Here is a 21201-nt window from a genome sequence, read left to right as displayed (position 1 = left end):
GGACGATGAACATTCAAACCGAGCATCGCCACCCGAACGCCGGTCCCACGCCATACGACGAGGTCTACTACCCCGGCCACGTCTACGGGCTCACTCATCCGAACCATCTTGCTACCATTGCTGCCGTTTACGGCATGCAGTCAGCGCCGGTCGAGCGTTGCCGGGTGCTGGAGCTTGGCTGCGGCGTTGGCGGCAACCTGTTGCCGATGGCCTTTCAATATCCAATCAGCGAATTCGTCGGTGTCGACCTGAGCGGCGTGACGATCGAGCGCGGCCAGCGAAACATCGCCACATTGGGCCTGAGCAACATCAAGCTTCTCCATTGCGACATCATGAATGTCGACGCAGGCTTCGGGGAGTTCGACTACATCATCGCACACGGCGTGTATTCCTGGGTGCCGCCGGCGGTGCGCGAGAAGATGATGATGATCTTCAAGCAGAACCTGGCTCCCCGCGGGGTCTGCTACGTCAGCTACAATGCGCACCCGTTCTCGCATCTTCGCGACATGGTCCGCGACATGATGCGGTATCACACCCGCCGTCTCACCGGCATGAAGGAGAAGGTCGGACAGGCCCGCGCGATCCTGAAGTTCCTGAGCGACGGCTCGAAGGCCAACTCGGTGCACGGCGCAGTTATGCGCGACCAGTACAACCGCGTCCTCAAGTCCCCCGACGAGCTTCTGTTTCACGACGATCTCGATGATGGTGCCGAGGCGTTCCTGCTGCATGAGGTCGCCGAGGACGCAAGCCGCCATGGCCTGCAATATCTGGGCGATGCTGATTTTTCACGACGCTATCTTGCCGGCTATTCCGAGGAGGTTCGCGCGACGCTGCAGCGCTTCCCGGAAAGCGAGTTCATGGCGCGCGATCAATATCAGGACTTCATCGACGGCAACGGCTTTCGGCGCACCTTGCTCTGCCACGACAGCATTTCGCTATCCCGCCAGGTCGACCTCGATTTCGTCACCCGGTTCCATTTGCTGAGCACGACCAACCCGGTCGACCCCGACGCCTGCGTGACCGACGATTCCGCGATGGAATTCGAGAACCAGGACGGCAGCAGGGTCACGGTAACCAATCCGCTATTGAAGGCCGCGCATCTATGTCTGGGCCGGGCCTGGCCGCGAGCATTATCATTCGACGAGCTGCTCGATGGGGCCCGCGCGCTGCTGGGCGATCGGCGGGCGGATGATGACCAAAAGGTGTTGACGGAGGCGATGTTCATCCTGGCTTGCAGCGGCGAGGTTTCGTTCCTGCTGTCGCGTCCCTTTTTGTTGAAGGAAGCTACCGAGCATCCGCCGCAGGCGAGCCTGCTCGCGCGAAGACAAGCGCAGACAGGTCCGCTCGTCACCAACCTCCTCCACCAAACGGTGCAGTTGGAGGACGACCGGACCAGGGATTTCCTGCAATTGCTCGACGGTGCGCGGACCATCGACCAGATCACGGCCGAAATGACCGAAAAATTCGGCCCGACCATCCGGATAGACCAGAAGGATAGTGCCGGGCAGCCTGCCGAGCCGTTATTGCTGTCAACACGAGAAAGCGTTCAGCGCTCGCTTGCGATGGTCGGCAAGCTGGGCCTGCTGGTCGCGTGACGCGCTCAAGTGCATCGGCCACTGTGGGGGGAGTGGCGGACAGGAGCCCGAAGCTCTGCCAATTCCTGAAGCGGACGCGGCCCCCAGCACTCAACCATCGTGGGTGTACTGTTGGCCAAGCAGCCATCCAGTGAGAATACCCGCGGGTCCGCTGGTATAGACCGGATGAAAACCTACACCGGCGCGCAGCGTCCGCCATTCACTCTCGCCAACCCAGGGAATTCCAGGATCACCCTTTTGGTATTGCGACAGCAACGTTTTGGCGACCTCAGCGGCATTGGCGTAAATCGGGCCGTTGGCCCAGCGTGGTCGCGGGAGGCCAGTCATGCGGCAATAGAGCGCCGTGCAGACATACGCGGACGCCTCTTCGGCATTGGCGTCAAGGCCGGTACGCAACAGATCGTAGGCTGCATGCAGGCTCTCATGGACGATATAGGCCTCGTCCATCCGCCCCGCTGCCGACACGACCTCCAGCGTGTTCGCCGCAACCGCTGTGCCGTCCGCCCTGGTTCTCGCGACATCGTTGTATTGTGCAGCAACGCCTGCCGCGAGATCCGTCGGAGGTCTGACGGTGACCTGCCCCAACCGGATCGCGCGGGCGACGTGATGGAACGTTTGCGGCGCAATCGTCACATGGCTGCCGCGGATCGGAAACCGGAAGCGCATGCGTGCGACCGCCGGGCCATTGAGTACGTCCAATACCCTGCTCCGCAGTGACATTTGATCGTCCTCGTTGTTCGCACTACCCCACGGTTGGTGGTCGCCGTTTCCGATCAGCAGGTTCAAACAGTCATTGCACCGGCGCGATAGGAATTCGAATAACCTGGGCCGGGCGGCAGCTTGGTCGAACGAGCCGGCATTGAACCCGAACCCGTCCGGGCGAGACCAATTTGGGGCGAGGATTGCCTCGGAGTGCGCCCCATGACGACGACCGATCCGACGACGACCGACACTTACCGGAAGATCGCGGCACGACTGACCATGCTGCGGCCGCAGATCGATTTGAAGAATTATTTTGCCGGCCCCAACCCGGATGTGCGCCTTTATGACGAGAAGCCCTACATCCGACACCAGCTCGAGAAGTATGGTGTCGCTGCCGCGACGACCACGCTCGACGGCGTCACCTTCCTGCCCAAGGACTGGGAAGAGCTGATCAAGAAGCTGCGCATTGCCAAGACGACGGACGGATTCGACGCCTTCGCCGAAGGGCAAAGCCCGGAGAAAGCGTCGCATTGGGCCCTCGATCTGTCGATGGCGGCAACGATCGGCAAGGGGTTTCGGGAGGTCTGGCGCCCAAAGCTGTCCGACAGGCCGCTCTCAACGCAAGATCTCCCGGGCCGCCACGGCTTCGGGCTCGGGCGCGACCGCGGACAATGGAGCGATGCCTACAGCTCGCAATTCGGCAAGGACCCGCAGCCCCAGGACATCACCTCGTTGCATTTCGCCGTGGCACCTGATCGGGTGAACGTGCACGTCGACGAAACAGGCTTCGTATTCGAAGGCGTGGACGGCGCCCTAACGGTCGGGCCGAACTTCGTGCATCACGCCGGCAATGAGCTGTTCTGGAAGAGCAACAAGCATATACCGCAATGGGCCGCAGAGCACATCGATCTGATCCTGCCGAACAGCGCGAACGACTTTTCGCGCGTGGGCATTTCGGTCGACATGTACCAGCGCAAAGACTTGCGCGTTACGGTCACGGGCTCCTGCGGACTTTTCGGCGGTTTCGAGTGCTCCGGAACCGTGACCATCAGCGGCACGCATGACCTGCTCGGCTCGAAGTCAAAAGGCCGGCGCTAAAGCGGATATCGCTCGTTCGACATTGCTCCGTGTCTACGCCTCCAACCTACGAATGAGGCTCTTCGATTTGCCACGACCAGTTCGCGGACCGAATGAATGGAACCATCGAACCGCCTCGAGGTAGCGGCGACGAATAAGTATTGGCGGCGAGAACGCGTAGTTCCGCAGGAATCAGCAGGGGAGGCCTTTCATTGCCGAACCAGGAAAGGCCCTTGAGGCCTGTCGTCGAAAGCTATGTACCGCCCGCGGGAATCCGGCATGCGGTGATGGCAGGCGAGACCTGGATATCCCTCGCCAAGCGGATCGGCATCGACCCCTGGGACCTCATCGAGTTCAATTTTCCGGGCATCAAGCTCGTCAAGCAGCGCGATTTCCAACAAGCCACACGGCAGGTGAACTGGTACCTGGCCGAGTATGTAGGCTGCCGCGCGATGTCGCCCGACCGCCAGAATTTTGCGTTTTCCTCGGGTACGACCGGCGGGAGAGGTGGATGGCGAGGGGGATTCATCTATCTGCCGCCAGGTACGCCGCCTCCCCCGCCGATTGCGCCCACTCCACCGGTTGCGCCCACCCCAGCGGCTCCGACCCCGCTGGAATGTGAAGGAAGCCGACCCGACTTCGCGCGCGTGCTGGACGTGAGCGAACGGGATTTCGCGCGCAACGTTTTTGGCCCGACGCTGCCACCGTGGGAGACGATTGCGATTACCAATGGCCTCGGAGCAGGCGGAAGACCGTGGACGAACGATGGACCCTTCTTCAGGGGAAGCAATCCCATGGTGCCGAGCATGCGGTATGCCATCAATCTTGGCAGTGTCGCGTTCAGTAACCTGGCATCGCCCAGCCCCACCTTCGGTCTCTTGTGCGACGACTTCGGCCGCATTTGCGACCTCTTCGTGCACGAAATGACCCATGTGTGGCAGGCGTTCAACGATTCAAACTGGACGATGGCGCGCTCCTTCTGGGCGCAGACAATCGGTTCCGGCTACGAGTACACGCCGGGCGATTCCTGGGACTCATACAACGTCGAGCAACAGGCACACATCGTTGAAGATTGGCACAAATACAAAATCAGTTCTCCGATGCTTGCCGAGGAGCGCTATCCGTACGTCCGGCTCGTGATCCGCTCTGGACGCCTCACTTTTCCTCGCGGGCTGGATCTTGCGGCATTGAAAAAGGACCTTCAAGATCTGCGCGCAAGGCACCTGGACTAGAACCCACTGCAAGGGAGTGGTCGGGAGTCTACTTAACTGAAGCACCGACACGCCGAGCATTCGACGCGGTGGGGTCGCGCATTCTTCCTCTCAAAAGTATTTTTCCGACTTGCGTGCTGGTCAGCTTCGCAGCGCAAGCACACGGAGAAGAATTGCGCGGCCGCCATGCGACAGGCGATCGTGAAACAGTTCGGAGAGCCGGTCTCCACGCTTCCGCACCGAAAACCTCTTCCCGAGCTCATGGGCGCGAGACAGCGAGCAATAGAGAAAATCACGACGTAGCCGGCGCAGTCGGCTGCCATACCCTTTAACATCGGTGCTCGCGTAGGCCTCCATCAGGGTGCGCACCAAATAGTCGTCGCTCGGATCAACATAAGTTTCGTGGGAAACGCTCGATGATCGCATGGACACAGGTTCATCGCTCGACAGAAATAAGTTCCTGCGGGTCAGCCCATCCGATACGCCCGTCGCTTCTTTTGTGAAATCTCCATAGTTCACAAAAGGCAGCGCTGCGAGTTGCCGGCGCAGATTTTCGAGCGTCGCCGACGGGATCCGGACGCCGTTGCCCGCGCTGGTGTCGAGCTTATTGGCGCGCACCGTGGCGTAGAGGTCGCCCCAGAATTTGTCCCAGGGGGCGGTGCCGTTGCGGTTAGACGACGGATTCTTGCGAACGCTATATGTGGTTTGAGTGAGGTAGGCCGCCAGTTCGCCCATGTGGCGCGTAACAGCGCCGTCAGGATCATAGACGTCGATCATGGCGTGGACGCACTCATGCAGGAGCAGCGCCCGATCGCTATCATTTGCGGGCGGCGGCTTCTTCTGCGTCAACAGAACATCCGTAACCTGATCGTAGAAGGCGAGATCCTGAGTGCCGCCCTTCACCAATATATTGCCGGCACGAATGTGATCGCGAACTGTCGTCAAGTATTCGCCCTTGATATGGATCTTGTCGACGTAGAACTCGATGCCAAGCGCTACCGAGTCACTGAGTGTGTCCAGGACGTCGCCTTCGGTCAGTGGCATGACCTACCTCCCTTGCGTGGTCGAGCAATAGTGGTCCGGCCAGGCCCCGCAAGCGCTGAAACGCTGTACTGCACTAATAGGAGCCGCCCGCCCCTCCGTTCGCGTTGTGGAAGGTGGCTAGATCGTCACGCCGCCGCCGCCGAAGATTTCGACGACCACAGCGCGATTGGCGGCCCTGTTCATCACGGTCGTGTTGTCCTTCAGATACTCGTAGAGTGAAGCGGGCTTGACGGAGAAAACGCGCGAGCGGGCGCTTGGGCCGAACAGGTGAAAGACGTTCTTGGCCCGGCCCGTGCGCAGGAAGCTGTTGTTCCGTTCGCCGCCGGTGCTGTCGCTGTATCCGACGATCTGGAACTGCAACGACTTGTCGGTCTCGAATCGGATGAGCTGCGCTGCCAACAGCGGATCGCGCTTGGCGATGTTCTTGAGATGCCGCCAGTCGACGCCGAAATCCCAGATGATGAGATATTGGCAGATGCCGGCCGGCGGGACCAGACTGACGTCCACACCGAGATGGCCGACCTCGGTGCGGGACGTCGCGACTTCATTGGCCACGTAGGGAAAGACGGCGGCGCTGTGAACCTTGGCAAGCGGCGAGCACTGCGGTTGCGTCGCCATATTCGGCATCTGTTCCACCGGACCCGGCGGCGTGTATTGCGGCAGTGGCTGCGGCGCGCGTCCCATGGCAATTTCTCCCGTTGCTGGCGTGGCCTGCCCAAAGCTAAGCACTGGAGGGAGCGTCGGCTCCCACCACGGCTATGACTAGTAGTGACGTGAGCGGTCGGGGAAGTTCAAAGGCGAGGTGCGGGCGCCCTCAACAGGGCCATTAGCGGACATTGATTGGCCTTCCGCGCTCTCCGAAAAGCGGAGTAGGCTACGCCTATTGCCGTCCGTGCCAAATTGTTGCGGAGGGACTGGCCATGAAACTTCGCCGCCGAAATTTTCTTCATCTCGCCGCGGGGACCGGCCAGATTGTTTTCCCGCCGCCGAAGGAGGCTCTCATTTCCGCGCGCAAGATTTCGCGTTGACGGACCGAACTAAGACAGGAGAACCAGACATGGCCGCCTTTCAAGAGGTTTTCCGCCGCTCCGGCATCGATGAGCGCCGCAGCCCGCCGGGCATGGTGGTGCCGTTCGGCGGCTCCAACATCGTGGCGCTGATCGATCCCGGAAGAAAGCTCAAAGTCGATCCTAACGCCCATGCCCTCGGGATCAAGGAGATCGATGGCGCCGATACCCTTAGACGCGTCATGCAGGCCAGAGAAACCTTCTCCAAACCCGATATCGATCCGCAGCTCAGGGCGGCGTCACTTCCCGCCACCTTCAATGGCGATGCACGGTTTTTCGAGATCAATGGCCGGATTAAGCCGATTGGTTTTCCCGGCCTGGAGGTGGTGGCCCGTTCGGCCGGCCGGAAGATCGAAGCCAAGCTCTATGTCGTGGTGCTACCGGAAATCAAGATCAAGGTGGCGTTCCGCAATGTCATGGTTCCGGGGAGTGGCGGCGCTCCGGCGTTTCACGCCAAGAAGCCCTGCAACGAGCAAGACGAATTGCTGACGATGAACAATATATGGAGGCCGCAGGCCAACATCCGCTTCGAGCGGGTGCCAAGCGACTGGCTGGTCATCGACGACTCGCAGGCTGCCATCAAACAGGAGATCGCCAATGCGACTGGCATGAAGGATGCGAGCCTGGCGACCTTTCCCGATGTGATCGACGTCGAAAAACTGAAGGGCATCTTCGTCAAACACAAAGTTCAGGGCGCCCATCTAACCATTTTCTGCGTCGATAAGGTTTGGTCCAATGGCGGCCTCGCCAATGGCTCGTTTGCTCGCGGGCTGGACCTTGCCTTCATCAGCTCGCAACGCGGGCCTAACACGTCTGCCCATGAATCCGGCCATTTTCTCGGCTACTACTCGAAGAGCGCGAGCAAACCTTGGGACAGCCAAGGCCACACGCTGGAGACCGATCCGAAAACCGGAAAAGAAAACAGGGCGGAAGACATCAAGATGCTGATGCGCGGGGGAGGCGCCGGGTGGAAAATCCCGTTCAATCTCGTCAAGGAGTTCCGCGACTTCCCCGGCTAGCATCCGAAGATCAGACAGAAGCTGGAAATCACTCCAGACGTTGAATGTCGCCTTGGGTCAAAAGCTGCCCCGACGGCCCCGAAACGCTTACTTTGCCACCTGGCAGGCAGAGCGTGTCATCGGCCATCATGACCGCAATACGCTGCGCTTACGCCTCGATCCCAAGGGAGATTCGACAGACCTTGAGCCGGGCATGAGTGTCTGGCTTGAGAACTAGCGAGGACCCGAGCTCCGAAGTATCGCTTCGGCTGCTCACGTCTCAATCGGCTTCGGAGCTGATGTCGCGATTGGACTGCACCCCACGCCTGGGTACGCTCATTGTTACGCGCGAAGCACTCGATCGAACCCGCACGATTCATCCTCCGTTGCAGGCGAACTCGAGAGGCGCGCCCTGCGCAACTCGTCGGTGTCTTTGATCGCATCGCGTATCGGTGGCATGATGATGCGCGCTGAAGCCCGTGGAAGCCGAAATTGTAAGCCAAGGTTGTCGTTGCAATGCGGACCAGGCTCCAACTTCGCGACGTGACCAAGCCCCTGGGCCAAGCGGCGGTGGGCGCGTTGACGATCGGAATACTGCGTGCCGCTCGCCATTTCGATCCAACCAAGACCGCCAACTTATTCGCTCGGATCACTCGCTCAATCGGGCCCATGATGCGGGAGCAAAAGATCGGTCGAGCCAATCTAACCGCCGCATTTCCGGAAAAATCGCCTGCAGAGATCGAGACCATTCTCGCAGGCGTCTGGGACAATCTCGGTCGAGTCGGCGCCGAATTCGCGCATCTTGATCACATCTGGAACTATGATCCCGCACGGCCCAAAGCTAGCTGCATCGAAATCGACAGGCGCTCATATGAATTGTTTACGCAGCTGCGGCTCGACGGCAAACCGGCGCTGATCTTTGCGAGTCATCTCGCTAACTGGGAACTTCCGGCCCTGGCAGCCGTCGCGCACGGGTCGGATACTGCGATCCTGTATCGCCGACCCAACATCGCGTCCGCCGACCGCATCATCCAGGATATGCGCGCCGTGAAAATGGGCACGCTCATTCCCGCGGGTCGTGATGCGCCCCTAAGACTTGCCGAGGCCCTTAAAAGTGGCCAGCACGTTGGAATGCTGGTCGACCAGTATCTGACCAACGGCGTCGAGGTTACTTTCTTCGGCCGCAAGACCAGGGCCAATCCGATGCTTGCGCGACTGCTGCGGCAGATTGAGTGCCCGATTCATGGTGTGCGCGTCATCCGTCTGCCCGGACAGCGCTTTCGTGGCGAACTGTCTGAAGAAGTGAAGCCGGTCCGCGATGCCGCCGGACAAATGCCATTCAGGGAACGATGCAGGCGGTCACATCGGTCATCGAGGGCTGGATCCGCGAATATCCCGATCAGTGGCTGTGGCTACACCGTCGCTGGAGGTAGCACTTGACTGACTGCGGTAGCCCTTCTTAGTGGAGGTACATGGTCCAGCTCGGCAATGCGGCGGTCAATCTCGCCGATCACGCGTTCCGAGAACGGCCCGAGGTGCATGTACAACGCCATCAGCATCACGATGTACCGTAGCGCGCCCGGATTGGTCTCCGCGACTTCGACGAAGGTCTTCCAGAACGGCTCGCGAACCTTCGGCAGGGCCCGCATGATCTTGTGTACGCTGTCGATGCCGCCAAGCCTCTTGCGCACGTCGCCATCCGGCAGGTCGCGGCGTCGGTCGGACCGGTCGAGCATGGCGGCGAGACGCGACAGCCGTCCTGCATATGCTGCCGGACTGTAGACGTGCCCGAGCACAGCCTTGTAATCGGCAAGGATGTCACGAAGCGGACGCTTAGTATCGAAATTGCATCCGAGCGTGCACTGATCGCCCGTCTGCTCGACATTCATGAGGTCATGGCCCTGGTGCAAGCGGCCTTCCGCGGCCAACCGCCGTGTAAGCTGTGTCCCAGGCAGCGCATAAAGCAGTCCAACGATGGAGACTGGAATGCTCGCCTCCTCGATGAGGTCGGCCATCGCCTGTCCTATCGAGGCCTTTTCGCTATCGAACCCGACGATGAAGCCAGCGGTGACGAACATGCCGTAGCCGTAAATCTTGTGAATGCACTCGGCGATGTTGCGCCTGGTGTTCTGCTTCTTCTTCATCTGCACGAGCGTCTCGGGATCCGGGCTCTCGATGCCGACGAAGATCGCGAAGAAGTTCGCATCCTTCATTGCCTGCAACAACTCGCTGTCGTCCGCGATGTTGATCGAGGCTTCGGTTGAGAACTCGAATGGATAGTCGTGCTCCTCCAGCCAGGCTTTGAGCCGCGGCATCAGGGTGCGGAGGTTCTTCTTGTTGCCGATGAAATTGTCGTCGACGAAATCGACATGCCCGCGATAACCGTGATCGTAGAGCGCCTGCAACTCTGCGAGAATCTGATCGTTGGTCTTGGTACGCGGCACGCGACCATATAGCTCGATAATATCGCAGAACTCGCAGGTGAACGGGCAGCCACGCGAATACTGCAAGCCGATGTATAGATAGTGATCGAAGTTGAGCAGATCGTAGCGAGGCATGGGGCTCAGCGTGACATCTATCGTGAATTTCTCGGCGATGAACACGCCCTTGCGTTCGCCGCTTTCCCAGGCGGCGATGAACTGCTCGATGACCTGCTCGGCCTCGCCGATCACCTGGAAGTCCGCGTCCGCGTAAAGATGCGGGCTGGAGGAGACGTCCGGCCCACCAACACATACCGGCTTGCCGCGCAGGTGGGCGAGATCGATCAGATAGATGGCATCAGGCTGCTGGTTGAGCATACCGCCGATCATCACAAGATCGGCCCAGTCGAGGTCCGCATCTGTCAACGCCTCGGTATTGCGGTTGACGAGCCGGATGTCCCAATGCTTCGGCAACATAGCGGCGACGGTGATCAGGCCGAGTGGCGCCGTTGGATACTTCGCGCCGACGAGTTCGCAGGCCTCCGCATAGTTCCAAAACGAATTCGGAACGAACTTCGGATAGATCATCAGGACGCGGCAGGGGATTGTCATGCTGTTCCAGCCCGGGCGTTGATGGCACAATGCCCCGCTGTTGATCGGGGCTCAAGGGGTCGCTTCGCTCGTCGATAAGGCGTTTGAGTGCTGGTTATGGAGGTGAGCACTGCGGTTCAGCTCGCGCACCTCGGCAGTAGTGCATTGCGAATCAATCAGGTCGGACGCGAACATCGCGGACCGTAAGGCTCGTATTAGTATCAGCAGATACGCGTTCTAATTGGATTTTTTTGGGGCACGCTTTTTCGGTCCAGTTCCGGCACCGTCCCCACGGCAGGGCCAAGCATCCCTGAATGCTTCGATCGCGACGGTGATCCCCGGTTCATTCACTCGATCCGGATTGTTATCAAGATACTGCAGAAAAACCTTCGCACTTTGCAAAGGGCTGCCTTGCGCGGGGGGGCATGCACGCACGTCAGCGGGCAGATTTGGTGAAAAGAGCATCGCGGTCTCGATCATTCCCTCACATGCGCCTGCGGACCGAGCTTCGTCCTGATTGCGAAGCGAGTTCTTGACAAGCAGCTCGCAAGACTTTTGCGCGTCGGTTCCCTTATCGACAACCGTGGCACTGGCCTTCCCGATGATCGCTAGGATAAGGCCGGCAACAATCATATGGACCCGCATCCACGTCCCCCGAATACCGGCGCGATAGCTTGCAGGCATTGAGTATGCCGCAATAGAGCGGCCGCCCGCGCCGTTCCAGGCGGCTCAGACGGCTTAGCTCAAAAAAAGCGTCTGATCCACCGCGCTCGAATAGGAGCGAAGTGAACTCACCTCTTCCATTTCCACAAAGCTAAAAGAGCCCTTGTCGACTTGACAACACGCAGCTTTACGCGCCGTGACCGCCGCAAAGGTCGGCTACACCGCGATCATGATCGCGAATCAACATCGGCGGCGACAAGCGTGCTGATGGTACAGATCTCGATCCGGCGAGGAGAGCATCTATTATCCTGCCGTGCACGCGACGTGCACTGGTCGATTGATGTCGATGCTCGGCCTCGACGCAGAACCATTGCCTAAGCGGTGATCTTCGTCTGCGACGACAAGTTCTGCGAACCTTCCTCAACTACGCCAAGGAGGACTTCACCCTCAGAACGGTTTCCAACAAGAGCTTAGCCACGACCAAGCGGAGGTGGAGCTGCCTTGCAGCGCAGCGCCACGGACGTTCCATGATCTCGCGGCCTATTCATCAACCAGGCGAGGCAGCGCACGAAGGTTGGTCGTATCGAACCGCATCCTCAAAGAACAAGCTCGCTTGAATTTCTTGAAGACCTCACACCCATCCAGACGCAAGGAAGAGTGGATGAACTCAATCCGAGGATTTTAGCCTCGACCTGGTTCAAGCTGCACCGTTTTTCGTCCCCCGTTCAGCTCTCTGAGTTTGTTGACGTATTCCTCAGGCTTTAGCAGATGAAACGGAGCGTTGAGGCCCATGAACGTCGCTATGCGGCCGATAAAGGCAGTACAGTTTGTCGTTGCTGCATTCCAGAGCGGCGAAGACTCCTGCTGGCGCTTGATATAAGCAAAGACCTTCTTGGCGTCTGCCTCAGACAAATAGACACGATAGCTGGCCGTCAGATATTGCTCGTCAAGATCACCGTAGGTCGCACCCGTCTCAGAAGGGACAAACATAATGTGTCCCAGGATATAGGGCACCTCGTCGCCGGCCGGAGCCAGACCAGCGACCTCGACCTGCTTTTCGCCCGTCTTTCCGTACCAGACGAATGCATGACCGTACGTTGCCGCCGTGCGGGCACGAAAATCAACGTAGTAGGGACCCGTGGCGGCAGCTCTTCGAGCTGGCTTTACATCGGATATCGCCGGCGTAGCAGCAGCCATGGTCGCTGCATGCTTCATCGCCGAACTGGGGAGAGCGTCCCGTTGCTGCTGGTCGGTACGCGCCACGAGTGGTTGCGCGCTACTGATCCCGGCCCCCAAGCCTACAAAGGCCGCCAGCATGGCGGCCTTTGCAAGAAGCCCCAGACCCGGATATTTCCGAATCACTCCCGCCATCTTCGAATCCTCTTGGATCCAAGATCCGATGCCACAGGTAATCTGCTACCCCAAACGAACGCCGCTGGCGTACGAATGAATAGTCAGATCAACCCTTGGTCACCAACGGAGCCGGGGCAGCGACCGGGTATTTGCCCACGGGGCTCTTACCCACGGGATATTTGCCGATCGGAGCTTTGCCAACCGGCGCCGCGACGGCAACCGGCTGAGGCCGTGGCAGGTCCGCAGCAGCTGCGGTTCCCACGAAAGCCAAAGAAGCGATTCCAAGGACAACGAATTTCAACATCGGTTCTCACCATTGTTCGGAACGATTGGATTCACCTGACACGCATAGAAATAACCCGACACTCGCCACGGCACCAACGAATAGACCGGGGAGTCCGCGGTTCCGACCGCTTTTTCTGCCGCATGTTGCGGAAATGGCACGCAAATTGAGGCATCTGGTTCCAAATCAGTCTCGTGGGTACCACAGGTCGAGACGTGCCGGGACCTACCTCAGAGTATCCACGGGAAGACCCGACCGGTCCGCGCCATATAATCGCGATAGCTGTCGCCAAACGTCTGCAACATCATTCGCTCTTCCCTTGCGACGCGGCCAAAGAACAAGATCCCGAAGCCGGCAAGGCCCGCGAAACCGGCGATCCAATTCGGCAGCAGCAATGCCTGGGCGATGGCCCACAGCCAAAATGCCGAATACATCGGGTGTCGAACTCTCCGGTAAATCCCTTCCGTCACAAGCTCATGGTTCTCCCGCACGTCGAGACTTATCGACCAATTCCGGCCGAGTGCACGGTGTGTCAGGTGAAACACGCCCAAAGCCGCAATCGCAAAGAAAGACCCCAGCCAAGCCAACCAGGGATAAAAACTGTGATCTGCGAAACGAGGCATTCCTGTCGCAACGTAGGCGAGCGGCACAAGTCCGAGTCCCGAAAGAGATATGAGCAGGAGCGCAGTTTCCAGGGGGCCGCGAGCGCTCCGCACAACCCTCGCACGGCGGGAACGCCGCGCGTACTTATAGCGTATGAGGTACCAGCCGATCACCAACGCAACGAAGATGACTTTTGAAATGGTGGGCGTCATTTGAATCAGGCTGCCGCGCCCGGATTTCCCAGCAGTTCGCTTTCCGACACCGGCGCGCCCGCAACAAGGCCTCCGTCGTCAGCGATCATCGACACAGCGCCATCCGGGGCGAGCGTCTGGGATTTGGCTGAAATAGGTCCGCATGTGAGCATGAAGTAGTCGTACGATGTTCGCCTGTCATTTCCACTGACGAACTGGCAGTGCACGCGGAAGAAATTGAAGCGGATGCGTTGATACATGTCGTCGTCAAGCATTCGACTAATCTTCACGACCCTGACGGTCGCCTCGTTTTCTGTCGACAAGCCCATTTCGGCCATCGGCCGGCATTTGTAAAAATTCAACGCGTCCGTGAGGGCCTGATAGTCGCCCCAGAAGATCGCGCGGGAATCGGCGACGCGTTCCACCGCCCTGCGAAAGCGCACTGCCTTTGGGTGCAGGCCGATCTTGAGTATGGATGATCCAACGCTCAAGAATGTGACGGGAATCTTTTTCCGACCGAGCGCAGGGTCCCGCTTCAAGGCGCGATCAAGTAGATCAACCGCTAGTACGGCGCCAAGGCTGTGCCCTACGACCACAATTTCGTCTGCGGCAGAGTTGCTCGCCGCAACCACGAGCTCGGCGGCCAACCTGTCCAGCCTCTGCTCTATCTCCGAATTACCGAATCGAATGTACTCGCAAGAGAAAATCCAATCGTCGAACAAGTCGCCCAGGTGCAGCCAGCGCCACGGACCCGCCAACACGGCTGCGAGCCCGAAGAGGCCGCCACCGGTAGCAATGGGAATTGATCCAGTGATCTTGAATGCAGCCACGCCAATCAAAAAGGCGGCAGCGATGAGCAATCCGAACGTAACGAATGGATAGAGAAAGAAAAGTGCGTAGCGCCAATTGGTCTGCAAGTAACGCCAAAGAGTGCCGGTCAAAACGAAATCCAGAAACGCAAGAATGCCGACGGAAATGCGTGAGCCGATGCTTCGCCCCCCGAAAACTTCAATTACATCGTGCCATCGGACCAGACGGTAATCGGTTTCGACGAGCCAATCGGGGCCGATTGTCGTCACGTTCCATTGTATCTGGTCGGCGGAATCATGCGAACCGTCGACGGTCGCTTTCACTGACCAAGTACGTTGGAACCTCGCAATTTCGCGCACAAAGCGTCGTTGCGCGCTGGCATGCGACGTGATTGGATCATAGCCGCCGATATGGAATACCAACCGTTTCGCTACAGGCTTGCCGGACATTGCCTTATTCCCGGACTCATACGTGCTGCTCGCTCCCCACGCGTCAATCGACCTGCAATCAAAAACAGACGTTTGAAGCCAAGGGTTGTCAAGAGAGAATCGACCAGTTATTGGGGAACATGGGTCGATTTGTTCTACCATGCGTAAGCCGAACCGCTCGAACAATAGCGTCGATCGGTGCTGCCGTGATTGTCGGTTTGTCCAGCACAGCGCCCTCTCAAGCGCAGGACGGGGCATCATCTGGCGAGAGATGCCTTGCTGCAAATTTGGATGTTTCGCTGGGCGCACAATTGCCCCGCACGGCGGCGCGTTTGAGATCTGGTGAGCCGCTAAAGATTGTCGCGATCGGATCATCGTCGACGGTGGGGCTCTGGGTACTTCGGTCCGCGGCCACATATCCGCAGGTGATGCGCCGAGAACTCTCGAGGCTTAGATCCAATGCAACGATCGAGGTCATCAACAGCGGTCGAGTCGGCGATACGATTCCGAACAACATCGCGCGGTTCGAGCGTGACGTTTTCGCGCACACGCCTGATCTCGTTATCTGGCAATTAGGTACTAATGACGTCGCCTGGGGTGGCCGGCCGGACCAAGGGCTCAAAAGAAGCGTTGTTGAAGGGGTAAGGGCACTTAAGGCGGGGTCTGCCGATGTCGTGCTGATGGATCTGCAATATGCGCCACAGGTGCTCGCTTCCGCTAGCTACTCAACGATGGAGGGCATCATCGCCGATGCCGCGAAGCAGGAACGGGTCGGCCTATTCTCTCGTTTTGCGCTGATGCGTAACTCGATCAATGCCGGAGTTGCGCAAAGCGAGCTTGTAACGTGGGACGGATTGCACAACACCGCCGATGGTTATGATTGCATTGGACGAGCCCTTGCCCGAGCCATCTCAACGAGCGCGCGTTGAGAGGCCCTAGCTCAGGCGAATCGAAGGCTGCGGGCTCGCAAGAGTTTGGGCACCGGCCGTGACAGCGATGCCGAGCGTGCAGATGCCCACCAACGCGAACAAAGACCAATTATCGTCGACAATCACCGCATCTCTCGCAGCGGTGACAGCAATTCGCGCCGACGCTGTCAGGAGGTGCGCTCATGCACCATTATGCCAGCCAACTTGTTGACCTGTTACTGGTGCTTGTCGCCGCGTGGATGGTGCCGGCCACCATCTTTATTATCTACGCCTATTTCGCTCGTCTTAAGAATCCGGTCAGCGAATCGGTCTTTGGACGTGTGGTGATCATATCCTTGTTCATCATAACCACGTCGATCTGGCTCCCGATAATTCTGACCGCCATAGTCCTATCACTGATCGGTCATTTGTGGTTCCGCTTCAGGGGACAACTACGCAAATAGCTACATATTGCTAGAGCCGAAAAAGATGGAGTCGAATTAGAGCGGCCCCTCAGAAAACTAAAAAAGGGAAGCGAAGCAATGCCCGCATTTCTCCCTGCTCTGACGATAGCTGCTGTCAATTTTATAACAATCGCCACGGCTGCAGAATGGCGACCGCAGTTTCTCTCAGCGTGCCGAAACGGTTGCGCGCAGCAAGGCGGTTTTTCGACGGACGCTTGCTTGCAGATTTGCATCTGCATGGCGTCAGAGTTGGAAGCGAAGTTTAGTATCGAGACTCTCGGCTCCATTGATCCCCCGAGTGCTGAGCAACTACACCAAACTAACGAAATCAGAATGCTTTGCGTCCGGCGAGTACTAGGACGTTAGAGCTGTTGCCATTGGCACGGTGGTCATCAGCTTGACCCTGACGTAGCTCTCCGTCTTTCCATAGCCGCAAACTTGGCTGCCCCGGCCGTTCGAGGACAATATCGCGCCGACGGCGCATCCGAGTTCTCCCTTGCGAGACCATCTCAGCCCTGAGCTCGAAAATGGCCTTTGCGCCTGGTGGATGCGATCGCAAACGGACATGGCGATCCTTCCATTCTCGACCCCGATCGACTGCCTTGGATGCCGAACGAAAGAGGATATCCCAAGAGCTGCAGAACGAACCGCGGTGGAAATAGCCGGCCGCCCAAATGCCTTACTCGGCGAAGCCGCCTACCTACGTTCCCCCAGACGGCATTTCGAGTTTACGGTTTCCCTGGCCTAGCTCCTGCGGGGGGCACTCTCTCCCTTCGTGAGAAAGGCTGATCGGGAACAGTTCAATAAGATCAATGCATCGCGGCGGTGCATGGCAAAACAGATTTTTTCCGGCCGCCGCGAGATAGGAAACAGGTGGTGATGCGCGGGATGACGAAGGGAGGATCGAGCAGCGGATTATTTAGTCGCCGGGATCCCTAACGCTCGCGACACGCCTTAGTGGGATTATTTCGCACATTGACCGAGGCGACACCGCGAGAGTTGAAATAAAAAGTGAATAGAAGAGCGGGGATATTCCTCGAAGCTGACTTGATCTCACCCTTCGCTGACTTTCTCAGCGCAACTAATTGATGAGTAAGTAGTTATGACTGATCAGCAATTAGCCCTAGAAGCGATTAGCGACGCGCAACTCATATTGGAAGAATTCCTTCGGCCCCATCCCAAGGATCATGCGCGTATCCTTGAAGAGTTGGTGGAAGTTCTCGAGCGGCCTGCTTTGATCGTTGCTGTAAGTCGATTGCAGCAACACGGCAATTGAGCGCGCCCATGAGCAAACCGCTTCAAGCGTTTTCTTTAACCGTTGGCATTGTTGCGCTCTCATCGCTCGAAATGACCAGCCTGCATGCCAAGCAACAATGCAGCGCCGCAATGCCGCCAAATCCGCAAGGGCAATGGTGGTCCTACCGCTTAATCGACGGACGAAAATGCTGGTACGCGGGCAAACCCATGCTGTCGAAAGCATTGCTGGAATGGCCTACAGAGCAGCGTCCCCAACCCGGTTCTCGCGGAGAAGCTACAGGTATCCTCATTGCTAACAAGCCCGGCAATCCTTTCGATGCACAAGCGTTGGCACTGAAAGAGGGCCCTGACACGTTTGAAGAGCGATGGCGTGCTAGGATCTCCATCTCCAACACTGGACGCGACTGAACAATACTAATGACTTAGCGATCCTGCATCTCGCCTATCGTTCGCGAGGACTTTCGCGCCTGTTCCAGGCCGTGTGCTTCGTTACTCCAGCAATCCCGCGCACTGCGTTCCTCTAGAACACCGCGCCTCCGCAACTCGTGCGCGGCAGCCGTCAAACGAGTCCCCGCAATCAACCGATTGCCGAAGAGCTATTCAACACGCTGGCCCACACGCCAGCCCATTTCCCAGAAGTCCGCCTCGAGCCGAGTGGCTTCCTTGAAGATGGCGATCAGTTCTGCCTCGCGAGCCGGCGTGGCGTAGAGATCGGCGAGATGCTCCAAATGCGCACGCGCATTCGCCGCGACCTCCTGGTATGGCACGCCAGCGTACTCGTCGATCCAAACCCGATAGGAGTTCGTCCTAGCGTCCGCATCGGGTTGCGAGGCGAGCCGCGTTGCGATCTCCGCGTACCCGATCACGCAGGGGGCAAGTGCCACCTTGAGTGCCAGCAGATCGCCGCGCATTCCGGCATCGAGCACGTAGCGTGTGTAGGCCAGCATCTCGACCGCCGGAGGAGTTTGTTCAAGGTCACTCGGGGATAGACCCCAACCGGCACACAGCTTCACATGAAGGCTCATTTCGACATCAAGGATGGCCGACAGGCCGGCCGCAGCTTCACGCATGTCGGCAAGCTTGGGCGATTTGTAGACCGAGAGTGCATAGGCGCGCGCAAACTCGATGAGGAACAGATAGTCCTGAGCAAGGTAGTGACGAAATGCGGCTTCAGGGAGCGAGCCATCTGCCAATCCGTTCGTGAAGGGATGCTCGGTGTAGGCCCGCCACTCAGCAGATGCTTCTGTCTTTAGACGCTCGAAGAAACTCACGATCCATTCCCGCCTGGCTTGCTTTCCTATGAACTTTTTACTCACGACCTATCAACGCGAACCAAGACGCTGACTTGGCAGACCGCAGCGACTAGCGGGTAGGATGCGAATGGAATTCGCTTGCCGTCGGTCGCCGGGAATGACTGGCGTTATCACACTATCACCAACAGAACGAAATGCGCGGGAAAATCAACGGAGGCGGCCATTGTCCCGCCGCTCATGGCGATCTAGTTGCAGATTCGAGTCTTGCCGGGCCCACCAATCACGTCAGTATCTTACTTGATCTTCGTTTCCCTCAGCGCGACTACCGTACCAGATACGTGCACTTTTCGTTCAAGTTCGCACATCGCAAATCAGCTTGATGGCGCTAGACCGACTTGGATGATGGCGAATGTAGTCGTCGCCCACTCATCGGTTAGAGATGCTCCGACAGAGCCGCCGATTAAGAGACGGATGATTTGCTAGGAAAATCTACGCCTATTCCGATGCTGCCATGGCGTCACTCCTTCAAGCCGCTGGAGGCCACGCCACGTACGAAATTTCGACGCATCAGCGAGAAGAACAGTGCGCTCGGAACCAGCGCCAGCGCCGCGGCCGCGCTGAGGCGACCGATGTCCACGGTGAAGCCGGTCTGAAACAAGGCGAGCCCAACCTCGAGCGTATAGGTTTCCTTGTTGGTCATGACGACGAGCGGCCACGCGAAGGCAGTCCAGGCCTGAAAGAACGCCAGCACGGCAAGAGCGCCCAACGGGCCGCGCATCAGCGGCAGCACGATCCGCAGGAAGATCCAGAGCTCCCCTGCGCCATCCACCCGGGCAGCCTCCAGCAGTTCGTCAGGGATCGACGTCATCACATATTGCCGCACCAGGAAGATGCCGAAACTCATGATGAGATAGCCGACCAGGAGCCCGGGCCAGGTGTTCAGCAGTCCGGCGGACTGGACGTTGAGATAGAGCGGGATCATGTAGACTTCGAAGGGAACGACCGCCGTCGCGATGATCACGCCGAAGATGACCGGGATCCCCGGTAGATCGAACTTGCCGAGCACATAACCTGCGATCGCCGATGTGGAGACGATGCTCGCGGTCGAGAGTGTCGCGAAGATCAGCGAGTTGCCGATCCAGCGAAACAGCGGCGTTTCGCGCAGGACGCTGACGATGTTCTCCAGCGTCGGCTGGTGCGGGATGACGGTCGGCGGCCACGCCAGCAGCTCCGGCGGCGTCTTGAACGCGTTGCTGATCAGGAAGACCAGCGGCAGGAGCATCATCAGGCTGACGACGCCAAGAACGGCGTCGATCACGAGGCCGACGGCACCGTTCTGACCAACGACGGACGGATGCTCGCGTTCCTGCTCGCTCATGCGCGACTCCTGTCGCGGAACAGCCTGAACTGCGCGCTGGTCAAAATGAGGACGATGACGAGCAGTACGACGGCTTCGGCGGCAGCGTAGCCGACCCGGTAGTTACGAAAGCTGTTTTCAAGCATGTCGAGGACGAGGACTCGGACGAGACGCCCCGGCGCACCCTGGACATCCGATGCCAGCACGAAGGCCTGCGCATAGATGTTGTAGGACGAGATCAGCGTGATGACCGACACGTACAGCATGACAGGCTTTAGCAGCGGCACGGCGATGTGGCGGAAGGCCTGAAACGACGAGGCGCCGTCGAGGCGCGCGGCCTCGTAGAGCGCCTCCGGGACGTTCTTCAGTCCGACCAGGAAGATCAAGACGGCATAGCCGATCGCCTGCCAGGAGCAGAGAACGATCAGGCACACCAGCGACAGGACAGGGTCGAACAGCCACGACTGGGCCGGAATCCCGACGAGGCCGATCAGGGCGTTGAGCGGCCCGAGCCGGGCGTCGAAAATCCATTTCCAGGCCATCGCCGCCGGAACCAGCGAGACGACGTGCGGCAGGAAGACCGAGGCCTCATAGACGCCGCTGCGCTGCAGCCCCTGCCGGGTGTTGATCAAGGCGGCGAGCGCAAGCGCGACGGGGATGGTGATCGCTACGACGCTAAAGGCGATGATGGTGGTGTTGAAGATCGCTTCGAGAAACAGCGGGTCGCTCGCCAGCTCGACGAAGTTGGCGAAACCGACGAACGGCTTGCGCCGCGAGATGATATTCCACTGGAAGAGGCTGAGCCGCAGCGTCTCGATGATCGGATAGACGCGGATACAGCCATAGAGGCCGAGGACCGGAAGCAACGCCAGAACTGGAAACAGCCATTTCGGCGTGGTGCGCATGCATCCTCCGGCAAGCGCCGG

General features: G+C 58.9%; 19 protein-coding genes and 1 pseudogene. 9 read left to right on the top strand and 11 right to left on the bottom strand.

Features of this window, described 5'->3' with window-relative positions; translation table 11 throughout:
* Positions 1–5 precede the first annotated feature (5 nt).
* Complete coding sequence (locus tag CT676_RS07435) at positions 6–1595, top strand: class I SAM-dependent methyltransferase (protein ID WP_167767971.1); 1590 nt, start codon at positions 6–8, stop codon at positions 1593–1595.
* A gap of 90 nt (positions 1596–1685) precedes the next feature.
* On the opposite strand, the gene CT676_RS07430 is transcribed toward CT676_RS07435, so the two are convergent.
* Complete coding sequence (locus CT676_RS07430) at positions 1686–2381, bottom strand: hypothetical protein (protein ID WP_244623093.1); 696 nt, start codon at positions 2379–2381, stop codon at positions 1686–1688.
* Positions 2382–2516: 135 nt separating this feature from the next.
* On the opposite strand from CT676_RS07430, the gene CT676_RS07425 reads away from it, so the two are divergent.
* Entirely contained in the window at positions 2517–3395 is an 879-nt protein-coding gene (locus tag CT676_RS07425) for a hypothetical protein (RefSeq protein WP_167767970.1), read from the top strand.
* Positions 3396–3607: 212 nt separating this feature from the next.
* On the top strand, positions 3608–4606 hold the full coding sequence (locus tag CT676_RS07420; RefSeq protein WP_244623092.1) for a hypothetical protein: 999 nt from the start codon (positions 3608–3610) through the stop codon (positions 4604–4606).
* A gap of 120 nt (positions 4607–4726) precedes the next feature.
* Here the strand turns inward: CT676_RS07420 and CT676_RS07415 are convergent, their stop codons facing one another.
* Both CT676_RS07415 and CT676_RS07410 read right to left on the bottom strand, forming a co-directional pair.
* Positions 4727–5629 carry a hypothetical protein gene (locus tag CT676_RS07415; RefSeq protein WP_135214232.1) on the bottom strand — a complete coding sequence of 301 codons (903 nt, stop codon included), beginning with the start codon at positions 5627–5629 and terminating at the stop codon, positions 4727–4729.
* A 117-nt stretch (positions 5630–5746) separates the two neighbouring features.
* Positions 5747–6313, bottom strand: coding sequence for a hypothetical protein (locus tag CT676_RS07410; protein ID WP_135214231.1), 567 nt, complete (start codon positions 6311–6313; stop codon positions 5747–5749).
* Between the two features lie 373 nt (positions 6314–6686).
* On the opposite strand from CT676_RS07410, the gene CT676_RS07405 reads away from it, so the two are divergent.
* A complete protein-coding gene (locus tag CT676_RS07405; protein ID WP_063981808.1) occupies positions 6687–7715 on the top strand; it encodes a hypothetical protein in 1029 nt (342 codons plus the stop codon).
* A 495-nt stretch (positions 7716–8210) separates the two neighbouring features.
* Positions 8211–9127, top strand: a pseudogene (locus CT676_RS07395) (lipid A biosynthesis lauroyl acyltransferase).
* Here CT676_RS07395 and CT676_RS07390 read toward each other — a convergent pair.
* The 5 genes from CT676_RS07390 to CT676_RS07365 form a co-directional block, all read right to left on the bottom strand.
* A complete protein-coding gene (locus tag CT676_RS07390; protein WP_135214230.1) occupies positions 9107–10726 on the bottom strand; it encodes a B12-binding domain-containing radical SAM protein in 1620 nt (539 codons plus the stop codon). The pseudogene CT676_RS07395 and the gene CT676_RS07390 sit on opposite strands and share 21 nt — an antisense overlap.
* Positions 10727–10942: 216 nt before the next feature.
* Positions 10943–11350: a Rap1a/Tai family immunity protein gene (locus tag CT676_RS07385; protein ID WP_071911343.1), complete on the bottom strand. Its 408-nt coding sequence runs from the start codon at positions 11348–11350 to the stop codon at positions 10943–10945.
* 699 nt (positions 11351–12049) lie between these two features.
* Complete coding sequence (locus CT676_RS07380) at positions 12050–12739, bottom strand: hypothetical protein (protein WP_063981798.1); 690 nt, start codon at positions 12737–12739, stop codon at positions 12050–12052.
* Between the two features lie 495 nt (positions 12740–13234).
* Positions 13235–13819, bottom strand: coding sequence for a protein-S-isoprenylcysteine O-methyltransferase (locus CT676_RS07370; RefSeq protein WP_063981797.1), 585 nt, complete (start codon positions 13817–13819; stop codon positions 13235–13237).
* A 5-nt stretch (positions 13820–13824) separates the two neighbouring features.
* Positions 13825–15057 (bottom strand): hypothetical protein, encoded by a 1233-nt coding sequence (locus CT676_RS07365; protein ID WP_135214229.1) that lies wholly within the window; start codon positions 15055–15057, stop codon positions 13825–13827.
* A gap of 185 nt (positions 15058–15242) precedes the next feature.
* Here CT676_RS07365 and CT676_RS07360 point away from each other — a divergent pair, with 185 nt between their 5' ends.
* The 4 genes from CT676_RS07360 to CT676_RS07345 all read left to right on the top strand — a co-directional run bounded on the left by CT676_RS07360 (position 15243) and on the right by CT676_RS07345 (position 18073).
* Positions 15243–15965, top strand: coding sequence for an SGNH/GDSL hydrolase family protein (locus CT676_RS07360; protein ID WP_244623091.1), 723 nt, complete (start codon positions 15243–15245; stop codon positions 15963–15965).
* A 182-nt stretch (positions 15966–16147) separates the two neighbouring features.
* Complete coding sequence (locus CT676_RS07355) at positions 16148–16408, top strand: hypothetical protein (protein ID WP_135214228.1); 261 nt, start codon at positions 16148–16150, stop codon at positions 16406–16408.
* A 1102-nt stretch (positions 16409–17510) separates the two neighbouring features.
* Positions 17511–17684, top strand: coding sequence for a hypothetical protein (locus CT676_RS43900; RefSeq protein WP_166343440.1), 174 nt, complete (start codon positions 17511–17513; stop codon positions 17682–17684).
* Positions 17685–17692: 8 nt separating this feature from the next.
* Positions 17693–18073 (top strand): hypothetical protein, encoded by a 381-nt coding sequence (locus CT676_RS07345; RefSeq protein WP_244623090.1) that lies wholly within the window; start codon positions 17693–17695, stop codon positions 18071–18073.
* A 188-nt stretch (positions 18074–18261) separates the two neighbouring features.
* Here CT676_RS07345 and tenA read toward each other — a convergent pair whose 3' ends face one another.
* The 3 genes from tenA to CT676_RS07330 all read right to left on the bottom strand — a co-directional run bounded on the left by tenA (position 18262) and on the right by CT676_RS07330 (position 21180).
* The gene (gene tenA / locus CT676_RS07340) at positions 18262–18936 is read right to left on the bottom strand and encodes a thiaminase II (RefSeq protein ID WP_135214225.1); all 675 of its coding nucleotides are present in this window, start codon (positions 18934–18936) and stop codon (positions 18262–18264) included.
* A 499-nt stretch (positions 18937–19435) separates the two neighbouring features.
* The gene (locus CT676_RS07335; RefSeq protein ID WP_135214224.1) at positions 19436–20296 is read right to left on the bottom strand and encodes a carbohydrate ABC transporter permease; all 861 of its coding nucleotides are present in this window, start codon (positions 20294–20296) and stop codon (positions 19436–19438) included.
* Complete coding sequence (locus CT676_RS07330; protein ID WP_135214223.1) at positions 20293–21180, bottom strand: sugar ABC transporter permease; 888 nt, start codon at positions 21178–21180, stop codon at positions 20293–20295. Before CT676_RS07330 ends, CT676_RS07335 begins: the two co-directional genes overlap by 4 nt.
* Positions 21181–21201: the final 21 nt, after the last annotated feature.

This window comes from Bradyrhizobium sp. MOS001 (genome assembly GCF_004634465.1).
Lineage (GTDB): Bacteria > Pseudomonadota > Alphaproteobacteria > Rhizobiales > Xanthobacteraceae > Bradyrhizobium > Bradyrhizobium barranii.
This window is presented reverse-complemented; position numbering and strand designations above follow the sequence as displayed.